The organism is Methylorubrum rhodesianum (assembly GCF_014199985.1).
Classification (GTDB): Bacteria; Pseudomonadota; Alphaproteobacteria; order Rhizobiales; family Beijerinckiaceae; genus Methylobacterium; species Methylobacterium rhodesianum.
On record NZ_JACHOS010000010.1, the window covers coordinates 18,974 to 44,786 of the forward strand.

Annotated in this window: 25 protein-coding genes; 15 read left to right on the forward strand and 10 right to left on the reverse strand. The window is 70.1% G+C overall.

Annotation, left to right across the window (positions count from 1 at the left end):
- Positions 1-40: 40 nt before the first annotated feature.
- The 4 genes from HNR01_RS15370 to HNR01_RS15385 all read left to right on the forward strand — a co-directional run bounded on the left by HNR01_RS15370 (position 41) and on the right by HNR01_RS15385 (position 4,123).
- A complete protein-coding gene (locus HNR01_RS15370; protein WP_153874090.1) occupies positions 41-1,060 on the forward strand; it encodes a trypsin-like serine peptidase in 1,020 nt (339 codons plus the stop codon).
- Between the two features lie 125 nt (positions 1,061-1,185).
- The gene (locus HNR01_RS15375; protein ID WP_017487283.1) at positions 1,186-2,052 is read left to right on the forward strand and encodes an OmpA family protein; all 867 of its coding nucleotides are present in this window, start codon (positions 1,186-1,188) and stop codon (positions 2,050-2,052) included.
- A 50-nt stretch (positions 2,053-2,102) separates the two neighbouring features.
- Entirely contained in the window at positions 2,103-3,077 is a 975-nt protein-coding gene (locus tag HNR01_RS15380; RefSeq protein WP_246417522.1) for a hypothetical protein, read from the forward strand.
- 56 nt (positions 3,078-3,133) lie between these two features.
- Positions 3,134-4,123, forward strand: coding sequence for a hypothetical protein (locus tag HNR01_RS15385; protein WP_183668451.1), 990 nt, complete (start codon positions 3,134-3,136; stop codon positions 4,121-4,123).
- A 137-nt stretch (positions 4,124-4,260) separates the two neighbouring features.
- On the opposite strand, the gene HNR01_RS27910 is transcribed toward HNR01_RS15385, so the two are convergent.
- Entirely contained in the window at positions 4,261-4,383 is a 123-nt protein-coding gene (locus HNR01_RS27910) for a hypothetical protein (protein ID WP_017487280.1), read from the reverse strand.
- Between the two features lie 151 nt (positions 4,384-4,534).
- Here HNR01_RS27910 and HNR01_RS15390 point away from each other — a divergent pair, with 151 nt between their 5' ends.
- From HNR01_RS15390 to HNR01_RS15425, 8 genes are all read left to right on the forward strand, one after another.
- Entirely contained in the window at positions 4,535-5,194 is a 660-nt protein-coding gene (locus HNR01_RS15390; protein ID WP_017487279.1) for a hypothetical protein, read from the forward strand.
- 14 nt (positions 5,195-5,208) lie between these two features.
- Complete coding sequence (locus tag HNR01_RS15395) at positions 5,209-5,727, forward strand: hypothetical protein (protein WP_017487278.1); 519 nt, start codon at positions 5,209-5,211, stop codon at positions 5,725-5,727.
- Positions 5,728-5,869: 142 nt separating this feature from the next.
- Positions 5,870-6,133, forward strand: coding sequence for a hypothetical protein (locus HNR01_RS15400; RefSeq protein WP_017487277.1), 264 nt, complete (start codon positions 5,870-5,872; stop codon positions 6,131-6,133).
- Positions 6,134-6,195: 62 nt separating this feature from the next.
- Positions 6,196-6,774: a hypothetical protein gene (locus tag HNR01_RS15405; protein ID WP_183668453.1), complete on the forward strand. Its 579-nt coding sequence runs from the start codon at positions 6,196-6,198 to the stop codon at positions 6,772-6,774.
- A 518-nt stretch (positions 6,775-7,292) separates the two neighbouring features.
- Positions 7,293-8,558, forward strand: a complete 1,266-nt coding sequence (locus tag HNR01_RS15410; protein WP_309236207.1) for a hypothetical protein — start codon at positions 7,293-7,295, stop codon at positions 8,556-8,558.
- Positions 8,559-8,660: 102 nt separating this feature from the next.
- Positions 8,661-10,976: a Tex family protein gene (locus tag HNR01_RS15415; RefSeq protein WP_017487274.1), complete on the forward strand. Its 2,316-nt coding sequence runs from the start codon at positions 8,661-8,663 to the stop codon at positions 10,974-10,976.
- 244 nt (positions 10,977-11,220) lie between these two features.
- Entirely contained in the window at positions 11,221-11,874 is a 654-nt protein-coding gene (locus HNR01_RS15420) for an ABC transporter ATP-binding protein (RefSeq protein WP_017487273.1), read from the forward strand.
- A 159-nt stretch (positions 11,875-12,033) separates the two neighbouring features.
- Positions 12,034-13,278 (forward strand): KpsE/RkpR family capsule polysaccharide export protein, encoded by a 1,245-nt coding sequence (locus tag HNR01_RS15425; RefSeq protein ID WP_153874099.1) that lies wholly within the window; start codon positions 12,034-12,036, stop codon positions 13,276-13,278.
- Between the two features lie 10 nt (positions 13,279-13,288).
- Here the strand turns inward: HNR01_RS15425 and HNR01_RS15430 are convergent, their stop codons facing one another.
- Together HNR01_RS15430 and HNR01_RS15435 are read right to left on the reverse strand one after the other, a co-directional pair.
- Positions 13,289-14,005, reverse strand: coding sequence for a general stress protein (locus HNR01_RS15430; RefSeq protein WP_183668455.1), 717 nt, complete (start codon positions 14,003-14,005; stop codon positions 13,289-13,291).
- Positions 14,006-14,070: 65 nt separating this feature from the next.
- A complete protein-coding gene (locus tag HNR01_RS15435) occupies positions 14,071-14,376 on the reverse strand; it encodes a hypothetical protein (protein WP_183668457.1) in 306 nt (101 codons plus the stop codon).
- A gap of 182 nt (positions 14,377-14,558) precedes the next feature.
- Between HNR01_RS15435 and flhA the strand changes: the two genes are divergently transcribed.
- Positions 14,559-16,700, forward strand: coding sequence for a flagellar biosynthesis protein FlhA (gene flhA / locus HNR01_RS15440; RefSeq protein WP_183668458.1), 2,142 nt, complete (start codon positions 14,559-14,561; stop codon positions 16,698-16,700).
- A 155-nt stretch (positions 16,701-16,855) separates the two neighbouring features.
- On the opposite strand, the gene HNR01_RS15445 is transcribed toward flhA, so the two are convergent.
- The 5 genes from HNR01_RS15445 to fliI form a co-directional block, all read right to left on the reverse strand.
- A complete protein-coding gene (locus HNR01_RS15445) occupies positions 16,856-16,996 on the reverse strand; it encodes a hypothetical protein (RefSeq protein WP_173807872.1) in 141 nt (46 codons plus the stop codon).
- 226 nt (positions 16,997-17,222) lie between these two features.
- Positions 17,223-18,275: a lysylphosphatidylglycerol synthase domain-containing protein gene (locus HNR01_RS15450; protein WP_026105964.1), complete on the reverse strand. Its 1,053-nt coding sequence runs from the start codon at positions 18,273-18,275 to the stop codon at positions 17,223-17,225.
- Positions 18,276-18,524: 249 nt separating this feature from the next.
- Positions 18,525-19,052 carry a hypothetical protein gene (locus HNR01_RS15455; protein WP_183668460.1) on the reverse strand — a complete coding sequence of 176 codons (528 nt, stop codon included), beginning with the start codon at positions 19,050-19,052 and terminating at the stop codon, positions 18,525-18,527.
- Between the two features lie 237 nt (positions 19,053-19,289).
- Complete coding sequence (gene fliJ / locus HNR01_RS15460; RefSeq protein ID WP_012452679.1) at positions 19,290-19,694, reverse strand: flagellar export protein FliJ; 405 nt, start codon at positions 19,692-19,694, stop codon at positions 19,290-19,292.
- 92 nt (positions 19,695-19,786) lie between these two features.
- A complete protein-coding gene (gene fliI / locus HNR01_RS15465; protein ID WP_017487265.1) occupies positions 19,787-21,148 on the reverse strand; it encodes a flagellar protein export ATPase FliI in 1,362 nt (453 codons plus the stop codon).
- 439 nt (positions 21,149-21,587) lie between these two features.
- On the opposite strand from fliI, the gene ctrA reads away from it, so the two are divergent.
- Positions 21,588-22,289, forward strand: coding sequence for a response regulator transcription factor CtrA (gene ctrA / locus HNR01_RS15470; RefSeq protein ID WP_026105963.1), 702 nt, complete (start codon positions 21,588-21,590; stop codon positions 22,287-22,289).
- 179 nt (positions 22,290-22,468) lie between these two features.
- Here the strand turns inward: ctrA and HNR01_RS15475 are convergent, their stop codons facing one another.
- Together HNR01_RS15475 and HNR01_RS15480 are read right to left on the reverse strand one after the other, a co-directional pair.
- Positions 22,469-22,711 (reverse strand): DUF3297 family protein, encoded by a 243-nt coding sequence (locus HNR01_RS15475; RefSeq protein ID WP_017487263.1) that lies wholly within the window; start codon positions 22,709-22,711, stop codon positions 22,469-22,471.
- A 33-nt stretch (positions 22,712-22,744) separates the two neighbouring features.
- Entirely contained in the window at positions 22,745-23,371 is a 627-nt protein-coding gene (locus tag HNR01_RS15480) for a CatB-related O-acetyltransferase (RefSeq protein ID WP_183668462.1), read from the reverse strand.
- 75 nt (positions 23,372-23,446) lie between these two features.
- Between HNR01_RS15480 and HNR01_RS15485 the strand changes: the two genes are divergently transcribed.
- Entirely contained in the window at positions 23,447-25,780 is a 2,334-nt protein-coding gene (locus HNR01_RS15485; RefSeq protein WP_017487261.1) for an NADP-dependent malic enzyme, read from the forward strand.
- Positions 25,781-25,813: the final 33 nt, after the last annotated feature.

Sequence of the window (25,813 nt, forward strand, 5' to 3'; positions counted from 1 at the left end):
ACGGGCCGGGCATACGACCCTGACGGAGAGGAGGGAGACGATGACCCCGATTCGCCGGAGACGCCGGCCCGCCCGATCGGTCCCGATCGCCGCCGGCCTACTGCTCGCGGTGGGCCCGGCCGTGATCGGCACGGCCCCGTCCGCGCGCGCGCAGAGCATCGGCTTCGACCCCGCCGATTACGGCCGTGCGCAACTCCCCTCGCGCCAGACGACGGGCGACGCGGCGGCCTATGTCGACCAGAACAAGGGCGCGTTCGAGCCGATCAGCGAACTCGACCCGAAGGACGGGCTCGCCGCGTTGGCCCGCCCGATCGGACGCGTCGACATCGTCCTGCGGAACGCCCGCACCGGGCAGCAGGTCGGCGCCTCCTGCACCGGCGCGCTGCTCCCCGGAGACTACGTTCTCACCAACCACCACTGCCTGCCGCAATCGGGCGACCTCGCCCCGGTCAAAGCGTCGATCCTGATGGATTACCTGACGCTGGACGGCAAAGGCTCGCGCCGCTTCGAGATCGATCCGAAGCCGGTCGAGTTCGACGCCCGCCTCGACTACGCGCTCGCCCGCGTCGCCGGGAATCCGAGTGCTGCCTACGGCACCGTCCGCCTTTCGGGCGAGACCGTGCCGGGCAACCGCTCGATGCTCGTGATCCATCATCCCCTCGGGCGGCCGAAGGTGATGAGCCGCTTCCGCTGCTTCGCGATGAAGGATCAGGCCGAGGGGCCGGATCTGCGCCACCGCTGCGACACGCTCGGCGGCTCCTCCGGCTCGCTGATGTTCGACGCCTCCGTGGCCGGCATCGCCCTGCACAAGGAGGGCGGCCTCGACCCGAAGGACCCCTCGAGCTTCAACAAGGCCACGCGGCTCTCGGCGATACTCGGCCGCAGCCGCATCCTGTCCGAGATCGCCGCCTCCCAGGGCCGCCCGGTCGCCGCCGCCGCTCCCGCCGGGGACGCGCCGGCCGGAACCCCACCTGCGAAGACGGGCGCGGCGCCCTCCCCCAGGCCCGCCGACGGGCCGCTCGATCCCGCCGGCATGAATGCGATCCTGCGCGGGCGCTGAACGATTTTTTTCGCGAGCCGGCGGCGAAAGCCGGTCTGCGAGGTCCAGGGATGAGTGGGACGGGGCCGCGGCAAGGCCCGAGAGCAAGGCCCGTCAGCAAGGCTCGTGAGAGGGAGACGAAAGCCATGGGGGCACTCTGGGGAGTCCGCGAGCAGGCGGCGCGCGGCGCCGTCAGCACCGCCGACGGGATCGCTTCGGTCCGGCATCCGCGCCCGGGGCATCCGCGCCTGAGGCTGCTGCTGGCGGCGGGCCTCGCTCTCGCCCTCGCGCCCGCCCGCGCCAACCCGCTGACCGAGGTGCCCGGCACCCGCCGGCCCGCCGCCGAAGCGGAAGCGCCCCCGGCCCGGGACGAAGCCGCAGAGCGGGCCGAGGCCGGGGCGGTGAACCCCTCGGCCAACGCGATCATCCGCTCGCTCGCCCCCTTCGCCGACGGCAATCCGGGCCGTCCCGCCGCGCCGGTCGCGGTCTCGCCCGGCGACGGCGGTCCGAGCCTGCGGGTCGATCCGGCCCGCTCGGTCGATCTCACCGTGTTCTTCGCCTACGACAGCGCCCGCCTGACGCCGGAGGCGCGCATCCAGCTCGAACCGCTGGGTCAGGCGCTGCAGGCCCGCGAACTGTCCGGCCACGGCTTCCTCATCGCCGGCCACACCGATGCCGCCGGCGGTCCCGGCTACAACCGGCGCCTGTCGCTCGCCCGCGCCCGCAGCGTGAAGGCCCATCTCGTCGAGACCTACGGCATCGATTCGCGCCGCCTGCGCATCCACGGCTGGGGACCCGTCCGGCCCAAGGACCCGTCCCAGCCCTTCGCGCGGATCAACCGGCGGGTCGAGGTCAGCCTGATCGCGCCCGCGCCGAGCGGCGCCCTGCGCTTCGTCCTGCCGGTCTCCGAGCAAGGCTGCGCGGCCGATATGCCCGGCGATCCCCGCCGCCAGGTGCCGCTCGACCTCGACGATTTCGGCGCGGCCCCGACGCCGCTGCCCTGCACCGAGTGACCCCCTCAGCACACCCGCCGGCACACGAACCTACAGACAGGATGATCCCGATGCTGCGTACCCGAACGCGAAACAGCCTCCTCGCCCTCGCCCTGATCGGCGGCTCCTGCCTCGGCCTCGCCGCTCAGGCCGAGGCGCAGACCCGGCCGAACATCGTCGTGATGGGCGAGGATGCCGACGAGGATTCCGTGCCGCGCGGCAACCGCATCTTCCAGCGCGTCATCGCCGAACTGTCCGAGACGATGAACCTGCGCGGCTACAACATCTACGACGAGACGGCGGTGGCGATGGGGATCACCCAGGCCAATCGGGTCCGCCGCCGCGACGCGGAGCTGATCGAGGTCGCCCGCGCGGTCCAGAACCCGCCGCTCGACGTGGTAGCGGTGTTCCAGGTCTACGCCTCGGCCTCGAAATCGGCCTATTCCGACATCGTGCGGCCGGAGGTGCGCATCCCCGGCCGGCTCCTCAACCTGCGCACCGGGCAATCGCTGGGCGCCTTCGAGGTGGCCGGGCTGCAGCTTCCACCCCTGCCTCAGGGCTGCGACCGGGAATGCCTGCTCGAACGGGTCGGCGCGGAAGCGAAGAGCATCGCCGCGGACGTGGCCACCGCGCTCACGGCCAAGCTCGACGGCGTGATCGCCCCCCGCCGTGCCGCCGATGCCGGGCCGCCGGCCGCGCTTCCGAACGCCTTGCCGAATGCCCTGCCCGGCGCCGAGCCTCCGCCTGCCGCAGCCGCCGGCGGCGAATCCTGCGGCGGATTGCCGACGGCCTATGTCGTGCGCCTCAACGGCTTCTCGCCGCAGGAGGTGCAGGCGGCGGAGGAGTACATGGCCGCCTTCCGCTGTTACGAGCACCATCGCCCGGTCCGATCGGGCGGGGCCACCGCCGAGTACTGGTACGAGACCCGCTCCGACTCGGCGCGGCTCGGCCGCAATCTGCGGCTGATGCTGGAGCACATGAGCGCGCCGGGGCAGGTCCAGTTCTCCGGCAACACCTTCGTCGTCAGCCGCGTCGCGACCCGCTGACCCGCGCCCGGATCGTCCGGAACGCCCTTTCGCGCTCAGCCATTCGGAGAGACACGATGAGCCGTCGCAACCCGCTGCGGGGCCTGTTCGCCCGCCTCGTTCCCGGCCGGTGGATGCTACGCGGCCTGCTCGCCGGGCTGATGGTCTCCACCGCGCCGGTCTTCGCGGCCGAGCCGGTGTTCCCGCCCGCCGGATCGCTCGGCCTCGCACCGCCGCCCGGCATGAAGCCGGCCGCGAGCTTCGCGGGCTTCGAGCACCGGTCGGGCGCCTCGATCGTCCTCGTCGAGATGCCGCCGGAAGCCTGGGACCAGATCAACGGGAAGTTCACCCCCGAGGCGCTGGCGCCGTCCGGCTTCCGGGTGAAAGGCGGGCTGGAGCCGCTGAGCACGGCCGGCGGCGAGGGCTTTGTCCTGCGTGGGACGCAGGGGGCCAACGGGCTCGCCTACACCAAGTGGGTCGCCGTGGTGCGCGGTGCCTCCGGCACCGGCCTCGTCACCGTCCAGGTCCCCGAGGCGGCCGCCAAACAGGTGCCGGCCCCCACGGTCGAGGCGGCCCTGCGCACGATCGCCTTCCGGCCCAAGGCGAGCCTCGCCGATCAGGTCGCGGCCCTGCCCTTCACCGTCGGCGACACAGCCGGCTTCCGCCCGATGGTGGTGTTCGCCGGCAACGGCCTACTCCTGACCGAGGGGCCGAAGGACGTGGATCCCGGGCGCGAGCAGCCTGTGGTCGTGGTCACGCCCTCGCTGGGGCAGGCGCCGGTGCCGGCGGGCGCGGAGGCGGCCTACGCCCGCCGGCTCTTCACGGCGCAGAAGGACCTGACCAACGTCGCGGTCACCGACGAGGAGCGCAGTACCCGCGGCGACGCCGTGGTGGTTCGCCTGCGCGGCACCGGCACCGATACCCGAACGGGGCGCACGCTCGGCCTGACGCAGACGACGGTGTTCGAAGACGGGCGCTACCTTCGGGTGATCGGGGTCGCCGATGCCGGCCGGGCCGACGCGCTGGCCCGCGCCGAGCGCGTCGCCGCCTCGGTCGCGATGCGGTGACGCCGCGATGAGGCGCCGGCCGAGCCCCGCTGTCCCGCTCGCCCACGCTGGACTGCGCACCGCCGGCCACACCGATCCGGCAGGCGTGAACTAGGACTGTGCGATACCCCGCCGATGCACGGCGGCACGAAAGGTCGTCAGCGCCGGCATGCACCGTCCCGCCACGCGCCCCTCGCATTGAGGCAGGCATCCTGCGCCAGGAGATCGCGCAGGCGCCAACCCGCCGCCGCGACGACGGCGAGGGCCAGGGCCGCCGCCATCCATGGCCCGATTCCCCTTCGCATCATTCTGGACGAGAGCGCTCCCTTGATCCACTCCCATCCTATCCGTCAGGCGCGGCGCGGGTCACGCGGCCTAGTCCTCGTGGCGCTTCTGGCCACAACCGGGGCCGCGGGCGCGCAGGATCGCGCATTGCCCGCGAAGAACGAGTGCCGGCGCACGCCCTCGCTCTCGGAGGGGCCGACTCTCGGCTTCGGGCGAATCGTTGCGGCGGGCCGTACAGCCTTCGTCAAGGACGGGCTCGCGCAGAATGGCTGCCCCGCCCCGAGCGCCGAATGCCGCGAGCGGGCCTATCTGGTGGCCGGTGATCCCGTGATCCTGGGAGAGCGCAACGGTGGCTATGTCTGCGCCAGCTATCGCGGCGCGAAGGGTGACCTCGCCCGGACCGGCTGGCTCCCCGCCGAGGCAGTGGCTGCGGAACCGCCGCCCTCCGTCGCCCTCGACGATTGGCTGGGCACCTGGACCCAGGCGGAGGGGCGGATCCAGGTGAAGCGCGGGGATAAACCCGGCACGCTCTCCGTGACCGGCGACGCGACCTGGGGCCTCGGTGATCCCGAGCGGGTGAAGCGCGGCGGGGTCAACCTCGGCGAGATCTCCGGCACGGTCACGCCTGCAGGCGACGGTGCCAGCTTCGCCATGGGCGAGAACGCGACGCTGCCGGTCGCGAAGGGCGGCGAGTACGATTGCAAGGTCTGGCTGCGACGCGTCGGACCCTGGCTGGTGGTGGAGGACAACCTCGCCTGCGGCGGCATGAACGTCACGTTCCGCGGCGTCTACCGGCGCGAGCCGTGACGCGGGCAAGAGGCATGACGGAATGCAGGGACGCGTCGCACGACCGCTTCGACGCCCCATCACCGCGGGACTTCGGCGACCGCCACAGGTCGGAGCCGACGTGGCGCGAGCCCTTCCGCGCGCTCACCGCCGCCCTCGTCGCCCTGCCGGCCCTCGCGGCCTGCACCCCGGCGCCGACGACGATGAGCCCGGAGGCCATCGAGGCCTTCCTCGAAACACCCCTGCCGCCCGGCCAGCGCGACCTGCGCGTCCACACGGAGGCCGGGATCGACCGCTTGGTGCTGCTGCGCCTCGACGCGCCGGAAGCGGAGGCCGACGCCTTCGCCGCCCGCCTCCTGCCGAAGGGCCTCGAGGCAGGCATCGATCCGGGGCTCGGCAGCCTCGCCTCCGCGTTCGACGGCTGGATCGCGGTGCCACCGCAGGAAAGCGCCGGAGGCCAGACGACGATCGATGGGCGGCGGGCGGTGAAAGTCGTCGTCGCGCCGGCCGGGTCCGGCTGGCGGCGCATCTGGGTCGCGAGCTTCACCCTGTGAACAGCGACCGCCGACACCGCGTCGCCGGCAGCGGGCGGCGCCGGTCCGGAGACGGTCCGACGCGCGACAGGATCGACCGCGAGGGCGCATCATGGATGGACGACAGCCGCACCGATCACGTTTGCCGCGATGGAGCCGGCGCATGATGCTCGCCGTGACCCTGCTCGTCTGGACGCCGGCCCTGCTGTTCGGGCTCGGATTCGTGCTCGCCCACCTCACCGGCTGCCGGGTCGACGAGGCGAGCGCGCATCCCTGCCTCGTCGCCGGCATCGATATCGGCGGCTTGCTCTACACGCTCCTGGTGATGGGCTGGCTGGTCATCCTGCTGCTGCCCTTCATGCTGCTGACGCTCGTGATCTGGCTCGGCATCGGCCTGCGGGCGGTCATCGGCGCGTGGCTGTCGTGACGCGGATGCCGCGACGCCCGCGCTCCCGGAAGGGGTCGAACGTGATCGGTCCGAGGCCCTCGATGCCGCAGCTTGCCCGCTTCCTCGTGGCTCTCGCGCTGCTTCCCGCCGGAAGCGCCCGGGCAGAGGGTGTCGGCTTCGCCGCCGAGCGCGCCTTTCCCGTGGCGGGCGCCTGCTACGGGCGCCGCTACGACGCGGACCATCTCGCCCGCCATCCGGGGCAGGTGGTGAGCGCGATCCATCTTTCCGGCTCGTCGCGCGGCCTGATCGCACTGCGCCCCCAGGCCGACCGGATCGATCCGGAGCTCGATCTGACGCTGCGCGTCGACTTCACCGACGGCGGACGGGCCGAGGGCGGAATCGGCTGCGCCGAGACCGGAGGACGCATCCGCCGCTGCGGACGCGGCGCGAGCTGCGCGGGCAGCTTCGCCGTCGATCTTCTTCCCGACGGCCGCCTGCGGATCGTCAACGACGACGCGGATTCGCGGCTCTCCGAGCCGGTGGTGCGCGAGCCCGGCTTCAGCCCGGACGCGGCGTGCCGGGAAAAGGGCCGCTTCGTTCCGCCGGATGCGCAGAACCGCGTCTTCCTCCTCGCCCGCCTGCCCCTCTCCGCCTGCGGGCCGGAGCGGCCCCGAGACTGACCATGCGCCTCAGCCCTCCTCACCTCGCCTCGACAGCCCCCGTGTCGCCGCGGCTGCTGACGTCCCGGTCCCGACCGGCAGAACCCTGGTTCCGAAAGCTGTGCCGCGGCGCCCGTCGCGCAGCGTCAGCGGCACATGCCGCGGGTCTTCCGGCGCGATGGTGCCCCCCGTATCCGGCCGCGCGGACGAGCCCGCGCGCCACCGCGGCGGCAAGCGTCCGTTCCAGTACGAGAAGCGCGTCGAGCTGCGACGCCTGGGCCGCCCTCCCCGCACGGCCTGGGCCAAGGATTGGTCTCGCCGCTGCCTTTCTGCTGCTGGGGAGCCCGACGCTCGCTCAGGATGCCGCGCCCGGCCTCCGCCAGGATCTCCGCCCGCCGCAGGCCCAGAGGCACAGCGCCGATTTCGACGCCCGATCGCTGCGCGAGACCGTCCCGGCGCCGGGGGAACGCGATGCCGAGCCAGCGGGAACGGACCGGCGCCTCCCCTTCGCCTCCACACCGGAGTTGCGCCGGGCGACCGTGGAGCGCCACCTGGGCGAGCTACGCACGACCAACCCGATCGCGGCGGCCGAGGCCGGCCGTGAACTCGCGAAGTACGATTACGACGCGATCTTCCGTAGCTTCCTTGACGGGACCGGTCTCGACCCGGCCGATGCCGGCGACGTGCTCACCGCCTTCATCGTCCTGCAATGGATGGTCGCCAACGACGCGACGGCGGAACCGGGTCCGGAGGCGCTTCAGGCGGTCCGCCGCCGCTTCGTGATGCCGCTGGCGGAGAAGCCGCCGCTGTCGCAGGCGGCGAGCCGGGCCGCCTTCGCCGAGCAGGTGAAGCTGCGCGCCGTGCTTCACCACGCGGGCTGGAAGGCGGCGCGGCAGCTCGGCGTCGTGCCCCGCTTCCTCGCAACTCTCTCGAACGCCTTCATTCCCGCCGCCAAGCTGCGGGCGCTGGCGCTGACCGAGGCGGGGCTGGTGCCGAAGGCTCGGGCGGGCGCCGAGCCCTCGCCGGATTCCGCTCAACCGTCGCCGACGGCGTCGAGGGACGTCAATCCGCCCGTCGCCGATCCCCGGCCGGCACCGCCTTCCTTGCCCGGCCCCGTTCCGGACGCCTCGGCCCCGCCCCGTCACGCCGCCAACTGGGACGCGGTGGAGGGCGTCTATTTTCGCTCTGCCACCGGCTTCGGCGTCGGCGGCATGATGATCGTCGATTTCGAGCCGCTGATCGTCCTCAAGGACGGCACCACCTACGAGATCGGCGAGACGGCGCTCGAAGACGTCGACCTCGCCGCCGAGCGGATGGCACAGCCGCGCCGCTTCGGTCGCTGGACCCGTAAGGGTCAGGGCTTCGTGCTGACGGGCGCGGACGGCAAGCCGGCCGATTACGCCCTGGGCGACGGCAGCTTCTTCCGCGCCTTTCCGGCCGCTGCGGACGAGCGCGTGGCGCGCGCCTACCGGCGCCTGTCGGGCGGCGGCAACAGTGCCATGGGCGGTGACGTCGCGGTTGCGGTCGAGAGCCGCTACGACTTCAGGGCCGACGGCCGTTACGGGCGCGGCGGCTCGGTCGGCGCCATCAATTCCGGGGCGAGCACCGGCGTCGGCACGACGATCGGCCGTCGCCGCGGCCCCGAGGGTGGCCGGTACCGCCTCGACCGCCATACCCTGACGCTGACCGGTGCGGACGGACGCAGCCGCCGCCTGTTCTTCGCCTACGGCTCGCAGAAGGACCCGCCCGAGATCGACCGCGACATGATCTTCGTCGGCGACAGCGTCTACAGCTCGGACGATTGAGCCGCGGCATCCCCGGGCGAGGGAGTCGCTTGCGCCATCCGGCCCGATCGGAGAAGGACGGCCGCACGACGTTCCCCGCCACCGCGACCGAGGCCCGATCCCGTGAAGAGCGTGAATCTGCTGATCGCCGAGGAGCTCGGCGTGCGCGAGGGGCAGGTGGCCGCGGCCGTGGACCTGCTCGACGGCGGCTACACGGTCCCGTTCATTGCGCGCTACCGCAAGGAGGCGACCGGCTCGCTCGACGACGCGCAGCTCCGCAGCCTGGAGGAGCGGCTCGGCTACCTGCGCGAGCTGCGCGACCGGCGCGCCAGCGTCATCGAGAGCATCCGCGCCCAGGGCAAGCTGACTCCGGAGCTCTCCGCCGCCATCGCCGCCGCCGACACCAAGGCACGATTGGAGGACATCTACCTGCCCTTCCGGCCGAAGCGCCGCAGCAAGGCGCAGACCGCCCGCGAGGCCGGCCTCGCACCGCTTGCCGAGACGCTGCTGACGCGACCGGAGACGGCACCGGAGCGGGCCGCGCAGGCTTTCGTGGACGCGGCCAAGGGGATCGAGACCATCGAGGCGGCCCTGGAGGGCGCCCGGGCGATCCTGATCGAGCGGTTCGCCGAGGATGCCGACCTGATCGGCCGCCTGCGCGAGGATGTCTGGCGCGGCGGCGAGGCCGTGTCGAAGGTGCGCAAGGGCAAGGAGGCCGCGGGCCAGAAATTTTCCGACTATTTCGACTGGCGCGAGCGTCTGGAGCGCATGCCGTCGCACCGGGTGCTCGCGCTGTTCCGCGGCGAGAAGGAGGAGGTGCTCGATCTCGCCCTCACCGCCGAGGGCGAGGATACCGTGCCCGGCGTGCCGGGACCGTTCGAACTGGCGATCTGCCGCCGGTTCGGCGTCGCCGCCCGGGGCCGCCCGGCGGATGCCTGGCTCCTCGAGACCGTCCGCACCGCCTGGCGCACCAAGATCCGCACCGGCATCAAGGCGGATCTGCGCGCACGCCTGTTCGAGCGGGCGGAGGAGGCGGCGGTGAAGGTGTTCGCCGGCAACCTCAAGGACCTGCTTCTCGCCGCCCCCGCGGGTGGGCGCGCGACGCTGGGGCTCGATCCCGGCTACCGCAACGGCGTGAAGGCGGCGGTGGTGGATCGCACCGGCAAGGTGGTGGCCGTCGAGACCACTTACCCGCACGAGCCGCAGCGTCGCTGGAAGGAGGCCGTGGCCTCGCTCTCACGCCTGTGCCGCCAGCACGGCGTGGCGTTGATCGCCATCGGCAACGGCACCGCCTCGCGCGAGACCGACCGGCTCGCCACCGAGATCCTCGCCGCCAACCCCGATCTCAAGATGGCCAAGGTCACGGTGTCGGAGGCCGGGGCCTCGGTCTACTCGGCCTCGGCCATCGCCAGCCGCGAGTTGCCCGATCTCGACGTGTCGCATCGCGGCGCCGTCTCCATCGCCCGGCGCCTGCAGGACCCGCTGGCGGAACTGGTGAAGATCGACCCGAAATCCATCGGCGTCGGCCAGTACCAGCACGACGTGACCGAGCAGAAGCTGTCGCGCTCGCTCGAGGCGGTGGTGGAGGACGCGGTGAATGCGGTGGGGGTGGATGTGAACACCGCCTCCGGACCGTTGCTCGCCCAGGTTTCGGGCCTCGGCGCGTCGGTGGCGGACAAGATCGTCGCCCACCGCGATGCCAACGGCCCGTTCCGCACCCGCGCCGGTCTGAAAAAGGTGCCGGGCCTCGGAGCGAAGACCTTCGAACTGGCGGCGGGGTTCCTGCGCATCCCCGACGGCGAGGACCCGCTCGACCGCTCCGGCGTCCACCCGGAAGCCTACCCGGTGGTGCGGCGCATCCTGGAGGCGACGAAGAGCGACATCCGGGTGCTGATCGGCAACGCGGCGGCGCTGCGCCAGCTCTCCCCCGCGGCCTTCGCCGACGAGCGCTTCGGCGTGCCGACCGTGCGCGACATCATCGCCGAGCTGGAGAAGCCGGGCCGCGACCCGCGCCCGGCCTTCCGGACGGCAAGCTTCCAGGAGGGTGTCGAGACGATCGGCGACCTGAAGCCCGGCATGCAGTTGGAGGGCGTGGTCACCAACGTCGCGGCCTTCGGCGCCTTCGTCGATGTCGGCGTGCATCAGGACGGGCTCGTCCACATCTCGGCCATGGCCCGCAAGCGGATCGCCTCGCCGTCCGAGGTGGTGAAGACCGGCGACGTGGTGCGGGTCCTGGTGCTCGCCGTGGACGTGCCGCGCAAGCGCATCTCGCTCTCGATGCGGCTGGACGACCCCGTCGACGGCGCGCCGGCGCCGCGCGGCGGCGTCCCCCGCTCCGAGGCACCGTCCCGCCGCCCCGCCCCCGCGGCCCCGCCGCAGGACGGCGCCCTCGCCGAGGCGTTGCGGCGCGCCGGCGTCGCGTCACCGAAGCGTTCGTGACCGACGAACGGAGATCCGGTGGTCTAGTCACCTGCACCCGGTGACAGTCGCGGGCGGCCGGCAATGCGCGGGATCGCCCATGGGGGGATGCGGACGGCATCCCCAGATTCGCCGCTTTTTCCGGCTTTGTGCCCGGCGCAAAGTGCCGAGCCTCGCCGGTTGTCGGCGGGGCGATGGGCGTCAGGCGGGGGGCCCGGGGCCGCGGGGCCGACCCGCATCGTTCGCCGACGGAGCCAATCGACCCGTGATCCGCTTCGAGAACGTCACCAAGGTCTATTCCACCTACGGGCGGCGTCGCACCATCCTCGACCGGGTGAACTTCACCCTGAAGCCCGGCATCAGCTACGGCATCATGGGAATCAACGGGGCCGGCAAGTCGACCACGATGAAGCTCATCTCCGGTGTCGAGGAGCCGACCCGCGGCCGCATCTCCCGGGGCCTCCGCGTGTCCTGGCCGCTCGGCTTCGCGGGCGGCTTCAATCCGAGGATGACGGGACGGGACAACGTCATCTTCGTTGCCAGGATCTACGGCGAGGATCCGCGCCGCGTGCTTGAATTCGTCGAGGATTTCTCCGAACTCGGCAGCTACCTGAACATGCCGGTGAACACCTATTCCTCCGGCATGGGCTCGCGGCTCGCCTTCGGGATGAGCATGGCGATTCCCTTCGACACCTACCTCATCGACGAGACGCTCTCGGTGGGCGATGCGCGTTTCCAGAAGCGCTGCGCCGACGTGTTCAACAAGCGGCGGGAGACCGCCGACGTGATCCTGATCTCCCACAGCATGGAGCAGATCCGCGAGTACTGCAGTCAGGCGCTCATCCTGATCAACGGGCAGGCGGTGGTGTACGACGACGTCGATGAGGCGATCACGGCCTATCGCCGCCTGAACAGCTGACGACCACCGCACCGGCCGCGTGTCCGGCGTCGAGCCGACCTCCATCGGCAGATCGGACACGCTTTCGCCGCGAGGGCGGGTCACAGACGGAATCATGCGGTCCGCCGCGGCGCTGAGCGCCGCGCGGCAAACCGCTGGGGGCGTGCGGGCACCGAGACCATGAGCACCGAGATCAGCAGTCCGAGCGGCGCACCGCTGACCACCGCCGACCGCTCGACCGCCGTCGCGGAATCGCTCAAGCGGTTCGCGCGCATCGCGCGGCAATCCGATCACAAGAAGGGCATCCGCGCCTACCAGACGCATATCCGGCGCGATCCGTGGATCCCCGCCCTCTTCCTGGTCCTCTTCCTGCTGCCGACGCTCGTCACCGCCGGCTACTTCTACCTCATCGCCTCGGACCGCTACATCACCGAGGCGCGCTTCGCCCTGCGGCCGGCGCTCGGCAACGTCGACAAGGTGCAGAGCGACGAGACGGGCAGCAACAGCTCGATGTCCAAGCAGATGATCGCTCAGGACACGCTGATCACGATTAGCTACATCGCCAGCCGGCAGATGGTCGAGGCGATGGAGCGGCAGATGCCGCTGCGGGACATGTACTCGCGCGACGGCATCGACTTCTTCTCGCGCTTCGATGCCAACGAGCCGATCGAGCTGTTCCTGCGCTACTGGCGCAAGCGCGTCACGACCCATGTCGACTCGAACGGCGGCATCGTCACCCTGAATGTCGCCGCCTTCGATCCGGAGGAATCCTACCGGCTCGCCCAAGCGCTGATGGACGAGAGCGAGCGGATGGTGAACGAGCTCAGCGTCAGGTCGCGCAACGCTGCCCTCGCCGAGAGCACGCGCGAGCTCAAGAATGCCGAGGAACGCCTGCTCACCGTGCAGCGCGCCATGCGCGACCTGCGCAACCGCGCCGGCGTGCTGGATGCGCAATCGGCCAACAAGAACAACCTCATGGTTATCGCGGAGCTGCGCAAGAAGCGCATCGAGCTCTCCGTCCAGCTCAATCAGAGCCTGCGCGACCTCTCGCCCGAGCGGCGGCCGATCCAAGACCTGAAGGCTCAGATCCAGGATCTCGACGACAACATCGAGAAAATCGAACGGCAGATGACCAGCACCGATCCGGATCAGCGGCGCCTGCTGTCGGAGGCGATGACCGAGTTCGAGGGGCTGGAGAACGAGCGCAAGAACGCTCAGCTCTATTACAACAAGGTGCTGGCCGCGAGCGAGCAGGCGCGCATCATCGCCAACCGCCAGATCGAATTCTTCACGCCCGTGGTCAGCCCGGTGGTTCCCATCTCGGCGATCGAGCCGCGCCGTCACCTCATCACGAGCATCGTCGCGCTGGTGGCGATGGCGGTGTTCGGCCTCAGCGTCGTGATCCGGAAGTATCTCTACAGCTGAACCTGCCGATTCACGGGATCTCGTTGGGCGGACGACGGGTCGGGTGCGGGGCTGTGGGATCGGCCGGGGTGCTCGGATCAGGCGCCAGGGCGGGCTCCGGAACCGGCGCGGGCGTTGCAGTCGCGGGCGGTGCCCCGGTGGTGCCGCCGGTCCACCCTTGCGCCCGCCAACCCTCGGCGCGCTCATCGAGATCGATGGCTCCGCCGCGCTGCATGAGCGCGATGACCCGGTCGGCGACCTCACCGTCGGCCCGCACGGTCACCAGGGTCCCGCCGCGGCGGATCCCCTCGGCATAGGTTTCGGCATCGGCTCCGCTCAGGCCGGCGCCGGTCAGGGCACCGATCAGCCCGCCCGCGGCCGCCCCCACCCCGGCGCCCGACAGGGCCGCGACGAGCCATCCCGCGGCGATGACCGGACCGGCGCCGGGAATCGCGAGAAGGCCGAGGCTTGCGAGCAATCCGGCGCCACCGCCGAGCACGGTGCCGACGGTGGCACCGGCTCCCGCCCCCTCCGCCGCCGAACTCTCGTGCCCGCCCAAAGCTTCGGGCGTCGCCACGCCTGACGCGTCGGCTGAAGGCACGGACACCGAGCCGGCCGGCCGATCCGCGGCGTTGAGGGACACGATGCCGATATCCGCCCGCGTCACGCCCGCGGCCTCGATGCGGTCGATGACGCGGGCGGCGTCCTCCTGGCTGTCGAACAGGGCGGTGACGGCGCGTGCTGCCATGGTCGTTCCTCTCGTCTGTCTCGGGCATCGACCGGCTTCACCCGGCGTGCCTTAAGCTGTGTGTCTCACTCGGCGGAGACTTCGCCCCGGTAGTCCATGCCGACGCGCAGCGTGCGGCCGGCATGCTCGGCCCGCCCGCGCCAGATACCCTGCCCGTCGAGATGCAGGTCGGCGACCTCCGGAAAACCCATTTCGGCCAGCCGGGCCCGCACCTGCGCGGCCGTGAAGCTGTTGGCGCCGGGCTCGAGCCGCGTCCCCACCGCCCCGTGGGCCTTCTCCGCCGGGGCGACGGCCGGTGCCCCGGGCTCCGGCGCGGCCCGGACCGATGCCGGCATCAGGAGGGCAATGCAGAGAAGGGGAAGGAGACGCATGAGCGAGGCTCGTCCGCAGGATGCCAAGCCGAGGGCCGGACCGATTGCCTGACCAAGCCCTGTCGCCAGCCGAGGTTCCGCATGCCTCGGCGTTAACGTCTCGCTAACCCTGAACCCGGCAAATCCTGCCGGGTGCGGGCCTGCGGATGGCCGGCGCGATTCGTCTTCGGAGATTCGGCGCGATGAGCGAAGCGGCCAAGGCCGTACCGGCGGGGGCAGGCGGGCTCGGCGGCCTCGCGTCCCTGCGCCTGCCGGACCGGTCGAGCCTGCAGGCGCTGTCGAAGCGCTCCGACCTGTTCTTCGCCACGGCGGTGATGGGCATCCTCGTGGTGCTGATCTTCCCGCTGCCGGCGGTCCTGCTCGACCTCCTGCTCGCCGTCTCGATCATCCTCTCCGTGCTGATCATGATGACCGGGCTGTTCATCGACAATCCGCTCGAATTCACCGTCTTCCCGACGCTGCTCCTGATCGCGACCATGCTGAGGCTGGCGCTCAACCTCGCCTCGACCCGGCTGATCCTCGGCCACGGTCACGAGGGCACCGCGGCGGCCGGTCACGTCATCGAGGCCTTCGGGCACTTCGTGATGGGCGGCAACTTCGTGATCGGGATCATCGTCTTCGCGATCCTAATCATCGTGAACTTCGTCGTCATCACCAAGGGCTCGGGCCGCATCGCCGAGGTGGCGGCCCGCTTCACCCTCGACGCCATGCCCGGCAAGCAGATGGCGATCGACGCCGACCTCTCCGCCGGCCTGATCGACGAGAAGGCGGCCAAGGCACGGCGCTCCGCGCTCGAAGAGGAATCCTCGTTCTTCGGCGCCATGGACGGCGCCTCGAAATTCGTGCGCGGCGACGCGGTGGCGGCGCTGCTCATCACCGGCATCAACGTGGTGGGCGGCATCATCATCGGCGTCGCCCAGCAGGGGCTCGGCTTCGCCGAGGCCGCCAAGACCTACACCCTGCTCACCATCGGCGACGGGCTGGCGAGCCAGGTGCCGGCGCTGATCGTCTCGACGGCCGCCGGCATCCTCGTCTCGAAGGCCGGCGTGAAGGGTTCGGCCGACAAGGCGCTCGGCAAGCAGATGGCGAACTATCCGAAGGCCCTCGGCATGTCGGCGGGCGTGATGTTCCTGATCGCGCTCCTGCCCGGCATGCCGATGCTGCCCTTCCTCGCGCTCGGCGGCGCCGCCGGCTTTGCGGCTTGGCGCATCGCCAAGACGCAGCGCGAGGCCCCGCCCGCTGCCGTGGAGGGCATGCCGGGCTCCGCCGCCCCCGGCGCGGCGCCGGCGGAGGAGACCGTCACCGACCTGCTCAAGCTCGACGACCTCAAGCTGGAGATGGGCTACGCGCTCCTCGCCCTCGTCAACGGCGAGGGCCAGGATCGGCTCACCGACCAGATCAAGGCTCTGCGCCGCCAGCTCGCGTCGGAACTCGGCATCGTGATGCCCTCGGTGCGTATCCTCGACAACGTCAGTCTCGAGGCCAACACCTACGTGGTGCGCGTCAAGGAGATCGAGGCCGGCACCGGCCAGGTCTTCCCCGGCCAGTTCATGGCGATGGACCCAATGGGCGGGCAGGTGCAGCTCCCCGGCCAGCACCTGCTCGAGCCGACCTTCGGCCTGCCCGCGACCTGGATCGATGCCGGCCTGCGTGATCAGGCCCAACTCAAGGGCTACACCGTGGTCGATGCGGCCACCGTGATCTCGACGCACCTGACCGAGCTGATCAAGGCCCATGTCTCGGAGCTCCTGAACCATGTCGAGGTGCAGAAGCTCCTGCGCGAGCTGCCCAAGGAGCACACCGAGCTCCTCAAGGAGGTAGTGCCCTCGCAGATCGCCACCACCGGCATCCAGCGGGTGCTGCAATTGCTGCTGGCCGAGCGCGTCTCGGTGCGCGACCTCGGCTCCATCGTCGAGGGCATCGCCGAGGTCGCGGGCCACGTGAAGAACCCGCGCGACATCGTCGAACATGTCCGCGCCCGCCTCGGCCGGCAGATCTGCGCGCAGTACCAGGGGCCGGACGGGACGCTGCCGATCATCACCCTGTCGCCGGCCTGGGAACAGACCTTCCTCGAATCGATCGTCGGCGAGAGGGAAGAGCGCTACCTCGCGATGCAGCCGTCGAAGCTGACCGAGTTCGTCAACACGGTGCGCGACCGCTTCGAGCAGGCGGCGCGCATGGGCGAGATGCCGGTGCTCGTCACCTCCGTCCAGGCTCGCCCCTTCGTCCGCTCGATCATCGAGCGCTTCCGCCGCGAGACCCCGGTGATGAGTCAGGCGGAGATCCATTCCCGCGCACGCCTGCGGACGGTCGGCTCGGTGTGAAGCTCTCAGCTCGGCGGGGACGAGAAAGAACCGAGCCCGCCCTCAAGCGAGGGCGGGCTCGGTTTCAGGTCTTTAAGGTGAAGGTGCTCTCGGAGGATTGGGCCGACCGGGCTGCCCAGGAACCTTGCGAAGGCTCGCTCAGGGCTCGCGGCCGATCAGGCGTGTCCCTCGATGGCGCGCAGGACGGCGACCATCTGGTCGGCCTGCGAACGCGTGAGTCCGCTGCTGATGATCGTGCCGTTGCGGCAGATCGAGCAGGTGCCGTCCTCGGCAACCCGAATCTTGATCGAAGCCATGATATCCATCCGGGAGCCTCAATGCCCCCCAATCCGTCGAAGCTTAACCGTTCCTGAAAGGGCGGCAAGCCCGCGTGTCTCATTCGTCCACTGCGGCGGCGTGACGTAAGGATCGGCACGCCGTTCGTCACTGCGACGAATTGTGCACGGAACCTTCCATCGACGGGAACGCATGCGGCGGCCGCCTCCGGGAGGCGACCGCCGCAAATTGGCTCGGGACTGCGGATCAGACCGCCTTCTTCTCCAACCGCTGCTCGATCACGTGACTGTCGAGACCCGGTGCGACCAGCGGCGGCTCCGGCGCTGCCTTGGTGTTCTTGCCCAGGGCATTCGAGAGTCGGGAGCGCTCGAAGAGAAGCACCACCACGATCGCCACCGCGAAGGGGATGAGAAGGTAGAACAGGCGGAAGATCAGTACGGCGGCGAGGACCGGGGCCTTCTCGGCATCGGTCTGAAGCTGCATGGCGGTGAAGAACACGAGTTCGAACACGCCGAGCCCACCCGGCGCGTGCGAGGCCAGCGCGACGGAGAACGAGGCCAGGAAGATGCCGAGAACGGCGATGAAGCCGGGATTCAACGCGTCCGGCAGGGCGAAGTAGATGATGCCAGCGGCCCCCAGCAGTTCGAGCGGCGCCGCGATGAGCTGGCGCACCATGATGCCGGGCCGGGGATACTCGATCTTGAAGTTGCGGATCGTCAGCGGGCGGAAGCGCAGCACCGAGCCGATGACGTAGAGCGCGACGAAGGCGAGCAGACCGAAACCGACCAGCCGCGAGGTGGCCGGGTTGGTGAGCGCGGCGGGGAGCAGGTTGTCGAGCCGCGCCAGCAGGCCCGGATCGTAGACCAGTACGAAGCCGCCCAGCAGGATCGTGCCGAGACCGAAGGTGAAGGAGCAGAGCGCCACCAGCACCGCGACCTGCGCCGCCGACAGCCCCTTCGAGGTGTAGGCGCGGTAGCGGACCAGGGCGCCGGAGAACACCGAGGCGCCGATATTGTGGGAAAGCGCGTAGGTCGTGAAGGAACAGACCGAGACGAACAGCCAGGAGATGTGGCGCACGCCCAGATGCAGCAGCGCGATCCGGTCGTACCAGGCGAGCGCGGCATAGGCGACGAGCGTGGAGAGGGCCGCGAGCAGGAAGTGGTGGATCGGGATGGCGGCGAAGGCCGCCTCGATGCTGGCCCAGGATAGGGTCTTCAACTCGCCCCAGAGCAGGTAGCAGGACCCCACCACCGCGGCGAGGCCCACCAGCCCCCAGAAGATTTCACTGACTTTTTTCATGGATGCCGGCCGCCTCCTCGGGAGCGGTCTCTCCTGCGCCACGGCCGCGCGCATCGCAAGCGGAACCGGGGCGACCGTCTCGATGCAACCGGGTCTTGCCGCCCGATCATGACGGTTTCATGCCGAAGAGTCGCGTTCAGAGAGGATTATGCGCAGCTGAACAGAGTACCGGATTCGATACACAACTTCAAATAGAAGAAGCCGAATCGGCATCGTGCCGGGCCGATCCCGTGAATGGGCGATCAGGAGCTAAGGCGCGACCTGTTGGATGTAGACGGGGTTGGACCCCTTCGCATCGGGTGCAACTGTCCGTTCCCGGTTGCCGGACCGACTTCTGTTCGAGCCCGGGATCGGACCGGCGGCTTCGATCAGTCCCTCATCGGTGATCAGACCCTGGCGAAGCGCGCCGGCACGCGGTCCCGGCGCGAGGCGCTGGCCCTCGTAGAGATTGATGCAATCGCGCAAGGCGATCGGGTCCCGGATGAAGGTGCAATCATTCACGTTGGGGACGGGGGCCGCCCCGTTCGGGGTGATGAGGTTCTGAGCAGCCACGACCCGCGAACCGGGCGCTGCGCCGAAGACGTCGACCCGATAGCCCATGCCGTCCGGCGTGATCACGTTCCGGGCCACGGCCGTCGCCGTCACCTCGCGCGCAGCAGAGACGGTCGCTCGAGAACCGCTGCCATCCAGGGCCATGACATTCTGCGAAAACGCGAGCGTGGGAGTGGCGCCGGTCAGGAGAGCCGCGAGCAGGATCCCGGTTCCAGACTGCCGCATGTCGCACCTATGAAGAAGCGGAGCGCGCGAGGGCGGCGCGATGCCGACGACATAGGTTAAAACCGAAGGGTCGCTTCACGGTTCCATGGGGCAGCCGCACGGCAGTCGACGGGCCGAAGCCACAGACCGCAGGCAGCACGCGGCTGCGCAACGCCCCATCCGGCCGTCCTGCAGGCTCACCGCCGGCGCGCGCGGCGTCGCCGGCCTCGCCGCCGACGCCCGACCCGATCCAGCCGGTCAGGCCCGGGCGCGCAACCCGATCGCGTCCATCTCGGCCTGCTCGCGGGCGGCCTCGGCCGCGCGCTCGGCGGAGCGCTCGCGGTCCTCCAGGATCTCGACCTTCTTCAGTTCCTCGAACGCCTCGCCGAGCTCGGCCTTGGCCTCGGCGAGCTGGCCCTCCAGGGCGGCGGCCGACTGGCGCATGTTGTCCCGGCGGCCGGTCGCGGCGCGGGCATAGGTCGGATAGGCGAAATGGGCCGGATCGGAGATCCCGGCGCGGGCTTCCTCCTGCGCGACCTCACGGTCGAGTTCGGCCGCCATGCGGTTGAAGTCGGCCATCATCATCTCGATCTGGGCAACCCGGCGGCGCTTCTCGTCCACCTGGAACCGACGCAGCCGGATCAGAGTGTCACGCGATTTCATGTCGGGCCATCCACTCCACGCTACGCTGGAAAGCGGCCCGATCGGCGCCGCGATCCTTCCGGACCGTGACCCGACGCGCTTTCGAAGCCGCCTCACCCGCCGCCGACGATGGCGGCCAACCGGGCGTAACCCTCGCCGATGGAGGTTGCTTCTTCCTTACCCTGCCCCAGAAAAGCCGTCAGATCGGGCATCAAAGCCACCGCCTCGTCCACTTCCGGCGACGAGCCGGCGCGGTAGGCCCCGAGCCGGATCAATTCCTCCATGTCGGAATAGGTCGCCAGCACCTTGCGCGCTCGGCGAACCGTCGGGAGATGGGCCGGGTCGCAGGACCGCGGCATGGTGCGCGAGACCGAGCGCAGCACGTTGATCGCCGGATAGCGCCCCTGCTCGGCGATGCGCCGCTCCATGACGATATGGCCGTCGAGGATGCCGCGCACGGCATCCGCCACCGGCTCGTTGTGGTCGTCGCCCTCGACCAGCACGGTGAACAGCCCGGAGATCGCTCCCTCCCCGACCCCCGGCCCCGCCCGTTCGAGCAGGCGCGGCAGCTCGGAGAAGACGGTGGGCGTGTAGCCCTTGGCGGTCGGGGGCTCGCCGCCGGCGAGCCCGATGTCGCGCTGGGCCATGGCGAAGCGCGTGATCGAGTCGATCATGCACAGCACCTGGGCGCCCTGATCGCGAAAATACTCGGCGATCGCCAGCGTCACGTAGGCGGCGTTGCGGCGCATCAGCACCGGCTCGTCGGAGGTCGCCACCACCACGACGGAGCGGGCAAGACCCTCGGCGCCGAGATCGTCCTGCAGGAATTCCTGCACCTCGCGCCCGCGCTCGCCGACGAGGCCGATCACGGCGACATCGGCCGCGGTGTAGCGGGCCAGCATCGAGAGCAGCACCGACTTGCCGACGCCGGAGCCGGCGAAGATGCCCATGCGCTGCCCGCGGCACATGGTGAGAAAGGTGTTGATACAGCGCACCCCGAGGTCGAGCGGCGGCCCGACCCGCCTTCGTCCGTGGGCCGGCGGCGGGTCGGCCCGCAGGGGATAGATCGCCGGGCCCTGGGCGAGCGGGCCGAGCCCGTCGATGGGTCGCCCGAGGGCGTCGACCGTGCGTCCGAGCCAGGCGTTGGAGGGACGGATGGCCCCCGCCGCTTCGTCGCGCACGAGGGCCGGACAGCCGCGGCGCACACCTTCCAGCGAGCCGAAGGGCATGGCGAGGGCGCGGTCGCCGGCAAAGCCGATGACTTCGCATGGGACGGTCGCGGTCGACGTCGCCGCTCCGCCGCCCTCCACCACCACATCGATGCGGCCGCCGAGCCGCATGGCGGAGACCGGACCGGCCACCTCGACCAGGAGGCCCCGGATCGCCGTGACTCGGCCGAAGGTTTCCAGGGTTTCGACGGTCGAGAGCGCGGCGAGCGCCGCCGACAATCCCCCGGAGCCGCGCTCCTGCGTCATGCGCCCTCGACCCCGTTAACCGCCATTCGTCACCGAACCGGCCGATGTCTTAACACCGCGCGGTCCTCCGCCAAGGTGCTCGGACCCCGCTCCGCCGGGGGCGTCCTCGGCTGGAGCGTATTGAAAATGCGACGAATGGTATCCGTCTCCTTTCGGCAACAGAACGGCCAACCTCAGCGAAATGAAGGGGTTAGCCGGCGGCACGGATTCTCGGCCTTGGAAAAGCCCCTGCGGATGGAGAACAGATCGCCAACCATGGCGAGAATCGGTCCCGGACTCGAAAGGGACAGCGCTTGCAAGCGGGATTCGGCTTTTGTTAACGGTTAAGGAATAGCGTTTCGAAAGTGGGAATGAGGGAGCGTCCGCCGAGGCCGTCGGCGGACGACCGGCGGCGGCTTGTCTCAAGCGCCCCGAAACGGCCTGTCCGGTGGGGATCACGATGCGCGTACTTCTGATCGAGGACGACAGCGCGACGGCGCAGAGCATCGAGTTGATGCTCAAGTCCGAGAACTTCAACACCTACACGACCGACCTCGGCGAGGAGGGCGTCGATCTCGGCAAGCTCTACGATTACGACATCATCCTTCTGGATCTGAACCTTCCCGACATGTCGGGCTACGAGGTGCTGCGCTCGCTCCGCGTCGCCAAGGTGAAGACCCCGATCCTGATCCTGTCGGGCATGGCGGGCATCGAGGATAAGGTGAAGGGCCTCGGCTTCGGCGCCGACGACTACCTCACCAAGCCGTTTCACAAGGACGAGCTGGTGGCGCGCATCCACGCCATCGTGCGCCGCTCGAAGGGCCATGCCCAGTCGGTCATCACCACCGGCGACCTGATCGTGAACCTCGACCAGAAGACCGTCGAGGTCTCCGGCTCGCGGGTGCACCTCACCGGCAAGGAGTACCAGATGCTGGAACTCCTCTCCCTGCGGAAGGGTACGACGCTCACCAAGGAGATGTTCCTCAACCATCTCTACGGCGGCATGGACGAGCCGGAACTGAAGATCATCGACGTGTTCATCTGCAAGCTGCGCAAGAAGCTCGCCAACGCCTCCGAGGGCAAGAACTACATCGAGACCGTGTGGGGCCGCGGCTACGTGCTGCGCGAGCCGCTCGAGGGCGAGGACCGCATGGCGGTCTGACGGCCAGCCTCATCTCACCCCGCCAACGAACCCCGCTCCGGCGGGGTTCTTCGTTTTCATCGCCCCTTCGAAGGCCGGCTGACCCGCCGGAACGGCGGATCGGGCGCGGCTCGAACGCTGGGCGGGCCAGCCGAGGCGGTGTCCGCGTCGATCGAGCGGCTCCCGCGTCGGGCCTCTCCTCAGCCCTCTTCGCGGAAATACGGCTCGACCGGGCCCTTGAGCTTGACCGTCATCGGGTTGCCGGCCCGATCGAGTGCCTTGCCGGCGGACAGCCGGACCCAGCCCTCGCTGACGCAGTACTCCTCGACATTGGTCTTCTCGACGCCCTTGAAGCGAATGCCGACGCCGCGGGCGAGGATCGCCTCGTCGTAGAAGGGGCTGTTCGGATTCACCGAGAGGCGGTCGGGGGGCGTTTCGGACATGGGTCGTGACTTCCTGACGATCTTGCTGGCCGGTTACGGCAATCGGGGCGGTCCCGCAACGGCGCGCTCGGCCCTCACCGCGGCGATGAGTTCCTCCACCCGGCCGCTCTGGAGCAGCGGGATCCAGCGCATCACGGTCTCGTGCGGATAATCCCACCACGCCGCCTCGACGAGCGCCGCGGTGGTGGCCTCGTCGAAGCGGCGCCGCACGATCCGCGCCGGATTGCCGGCGACGACCGCGTAGGGCGGCACGTCCCGCGTGACGACGGCATGGGCGGCCACCACCGCGCCGTGGCCCACGGTGATCCCCGACAGGATCAGACAGCCCGAGCCGAGCCAGACATCGTTGCCGATGGTCACGTCGCCGCGCGAGGCATGGTAATCCTGCGGTGCATTCGCCCCCGGCCACAATCCAGACATGGCAGCGAAAGGATAGGTCGAGATCCAGTCCAGCCGGTGGTCTCCGCCGAGCAGGATCTCGACCTTGTCGGCGATGGAACAATACCGGCCGATCGTCAGCCGACGCCCCGATTCCGGGAAGCGTACCTTCGGCCGCCCGTAAGAGTATGGCCCGATTGAAAAATTCCAGCGGCGCGCCAGCTTTTCGAGATGAAGTCGGGTTTCGTTGTGCGGGTTGCGCCCCCGCTTCAGCCGTTGCAACAGATGCCTCAACAGCGCCCCCCGAGAAACGAGGGTGCGGGCGCGCATAAACGAGCGGAAGAGGACGGCATCGCCATGGCCGACAACATGTCCGAGGATCTGAAGTCCGGGGCGCTCGTCTACCACCGACTGCCGAAACCGGGAAAGCTCGAGATCCAGGCCACCAAGCCGCTCGGCAACCAACGCGACCTCGCGCTCGCCTATTCCCCCGGCGTGGCCGCCGCCTGCATGGCGATCCACGACGACCCGCAGGAGGCCGCGACCCTCACGATCCGCCAGAACCTCGTCGCGGTGCTCTCGAACGGCACGGCCGTGCTCGGCCTCGGCGATATCGGCCCGCTGGCCTCGAAGCCGGTGATGGAGGGCAAGGCGGTCCTGTTCAAGAAATTTGCCGGGATCGACGTGTTCGACGTCGAGGTGAACGAGAAGGACGTCGACAAGCTCGTCGACGTGGTCTGCTCGCTGGAGCCGACCTTCGGCGGCATCAACCTCGAGGACATCAAGGCGCCGGAGTGCTTCGAGGTCGAGGAGCGCTGTCGGGAGCGGATGAACATCCCGGTCTTCCACGACGACCAGCACGGCACCGCGATCATCGTCGCAGCCGCCGTCCTCAACGCTCTCGAACTGGCCGGCAAGCAGCTCCCCGACGCCAAGATCGTCACCTCGGGCGCGGGGGCGGCGGCGCTCGCCTGCCTCAACCTGCTGGTCTCCCTCGGCGCCAAGCGCGAGAACATCACGGTCACCGACATCAAGGGCGTGGTCTACAAGGGCCGGTCCGAGCTGATGGACCGCTGGAAGGACGTCTACGCGCAAGAGACTCAGGCGCGCACCCTGGCCGAGGTGATCCCCGGCGCCGACGTGTTCATCGGCCTCTCGGCGGGCGGAGTGCTCAAGCCCGAATATCTCGAGAAGATGGCCGAGAAGCCGCTGATCATGGCGCTCGCCAATCCGTATCCCGAGATCATGCCGGACCTTGCCCAGGAGCGGCGGCCCGACGCGATGATCTGCACCGGGCGCTCGGACTTCCCCAATCAGGTCAACAACGTTCTCTGCTTCCCCTACATCTTCCGCGGGGCGCTGGACGTCGGCGCGCACGCGATCAACGAGGAGATGAAGAAGGCCGCGGTGAAGGCGATCGCCGCGCTCGCCCGCGAGGCGCCCTCCGACGTCGTGGCCCGCGCCTATGGCGGCGAGGCCCGGCCGTTCGGGCCCCATTCGCTGATCCCGAGCCCGTTCGATCCCCGGCTGATCCTGCGCATCGCGCCCGCGGTGGCCAAGGCGGCGATGGATTCGGGCGTGGCCGGGCGGCCGGTCGAGAACATCCAGGCCTACGCGGAATCGCTCGACCGCTTCGTGCATCGCTCCGGCTTCATCATGAAGCCGATCTTCTCCAAGGCGAAGGACAATCCCAAGCGCGTCATCTACGCCGAGGGCGAGGACGAGCGGGTGCTGCGCGCGGCCCAGGTCGTCGTCGAGGACAAGGTGGCACGCCCCATCCTGGTCGGTCGTCCGCGGGTGATCGAGACCCGCATCAAGCGCTTCGGCCTCGACCTTCGCCACGGCGAGCATTTCGACCTGATCGACCCGGAAGACGATCCGCGCTACCGCGCCTACGTCTCGACCTACCTTGAGGTCGCCGGGCGGCGCGGCATCACGCCGGACCTCGCGCGGACGCTGGTGCGCACCAACAGCACGGTGATCGGCGCGCTGGCCGTGCGCCGGGGCGAGGCGGATGCCCTGATCTGCGGCCTGGAGGGCCGGTTCGAGACCCGCCTGCGCGTCATCCGCGACATCATCGGCCTCGCGCCGGATCTCCTCGACTTCGCCGCGATGAGCCTCATCGTGACGAAGAAGGGCGCCTACTTCCTGGCCGACACCCATGTCCGCCAGAATCCGAGCGCGGAGGAGATCGCCGACGTCGCCATCGCCTGCGCCAACCATGTCGGCCGCTTCGGTCTTACGCCGAAGGTCGCCCTCCTGAGCCACTCCGATTTCGGTCAGTCGGACTCGGACTCGGCCAAGAAGATGCGTCGCGCCCTCGAACTGATCCAGGCCCGCGCGCCGGACGTCCAGGCCGACGGCGAGATGCAGGCGGATTCGGCCCTGTCCGAACTCGTGCGCGACCGGGTTCTTCCGGGTTCGAACTGGAAGGGTGCGGCCAACATCCTCGTCTTCCCGAACCTGGACGCCGCCAACATCGCCTTCCAGTTCGCCAAGGTGCTCGCCGACGCCCTGCCGGTCGGCCCCCTGCTGATCGGACCGGCCAAGCCGGCGCACATCCTCACGCCCTCCGTGACGGCGCGCGGCATCGTCAACGTCACCGCCGCGGCGGTGGTCGAGGCCCAGGCCGGAGCCGTACAGGACGCCGCCCCCGAAGCCGAGCCGGGCGCCGGGCCGCTCTCGGAGTGAGCCCCGCCGATCGAGGCCCGTCGCCCGAGCCGG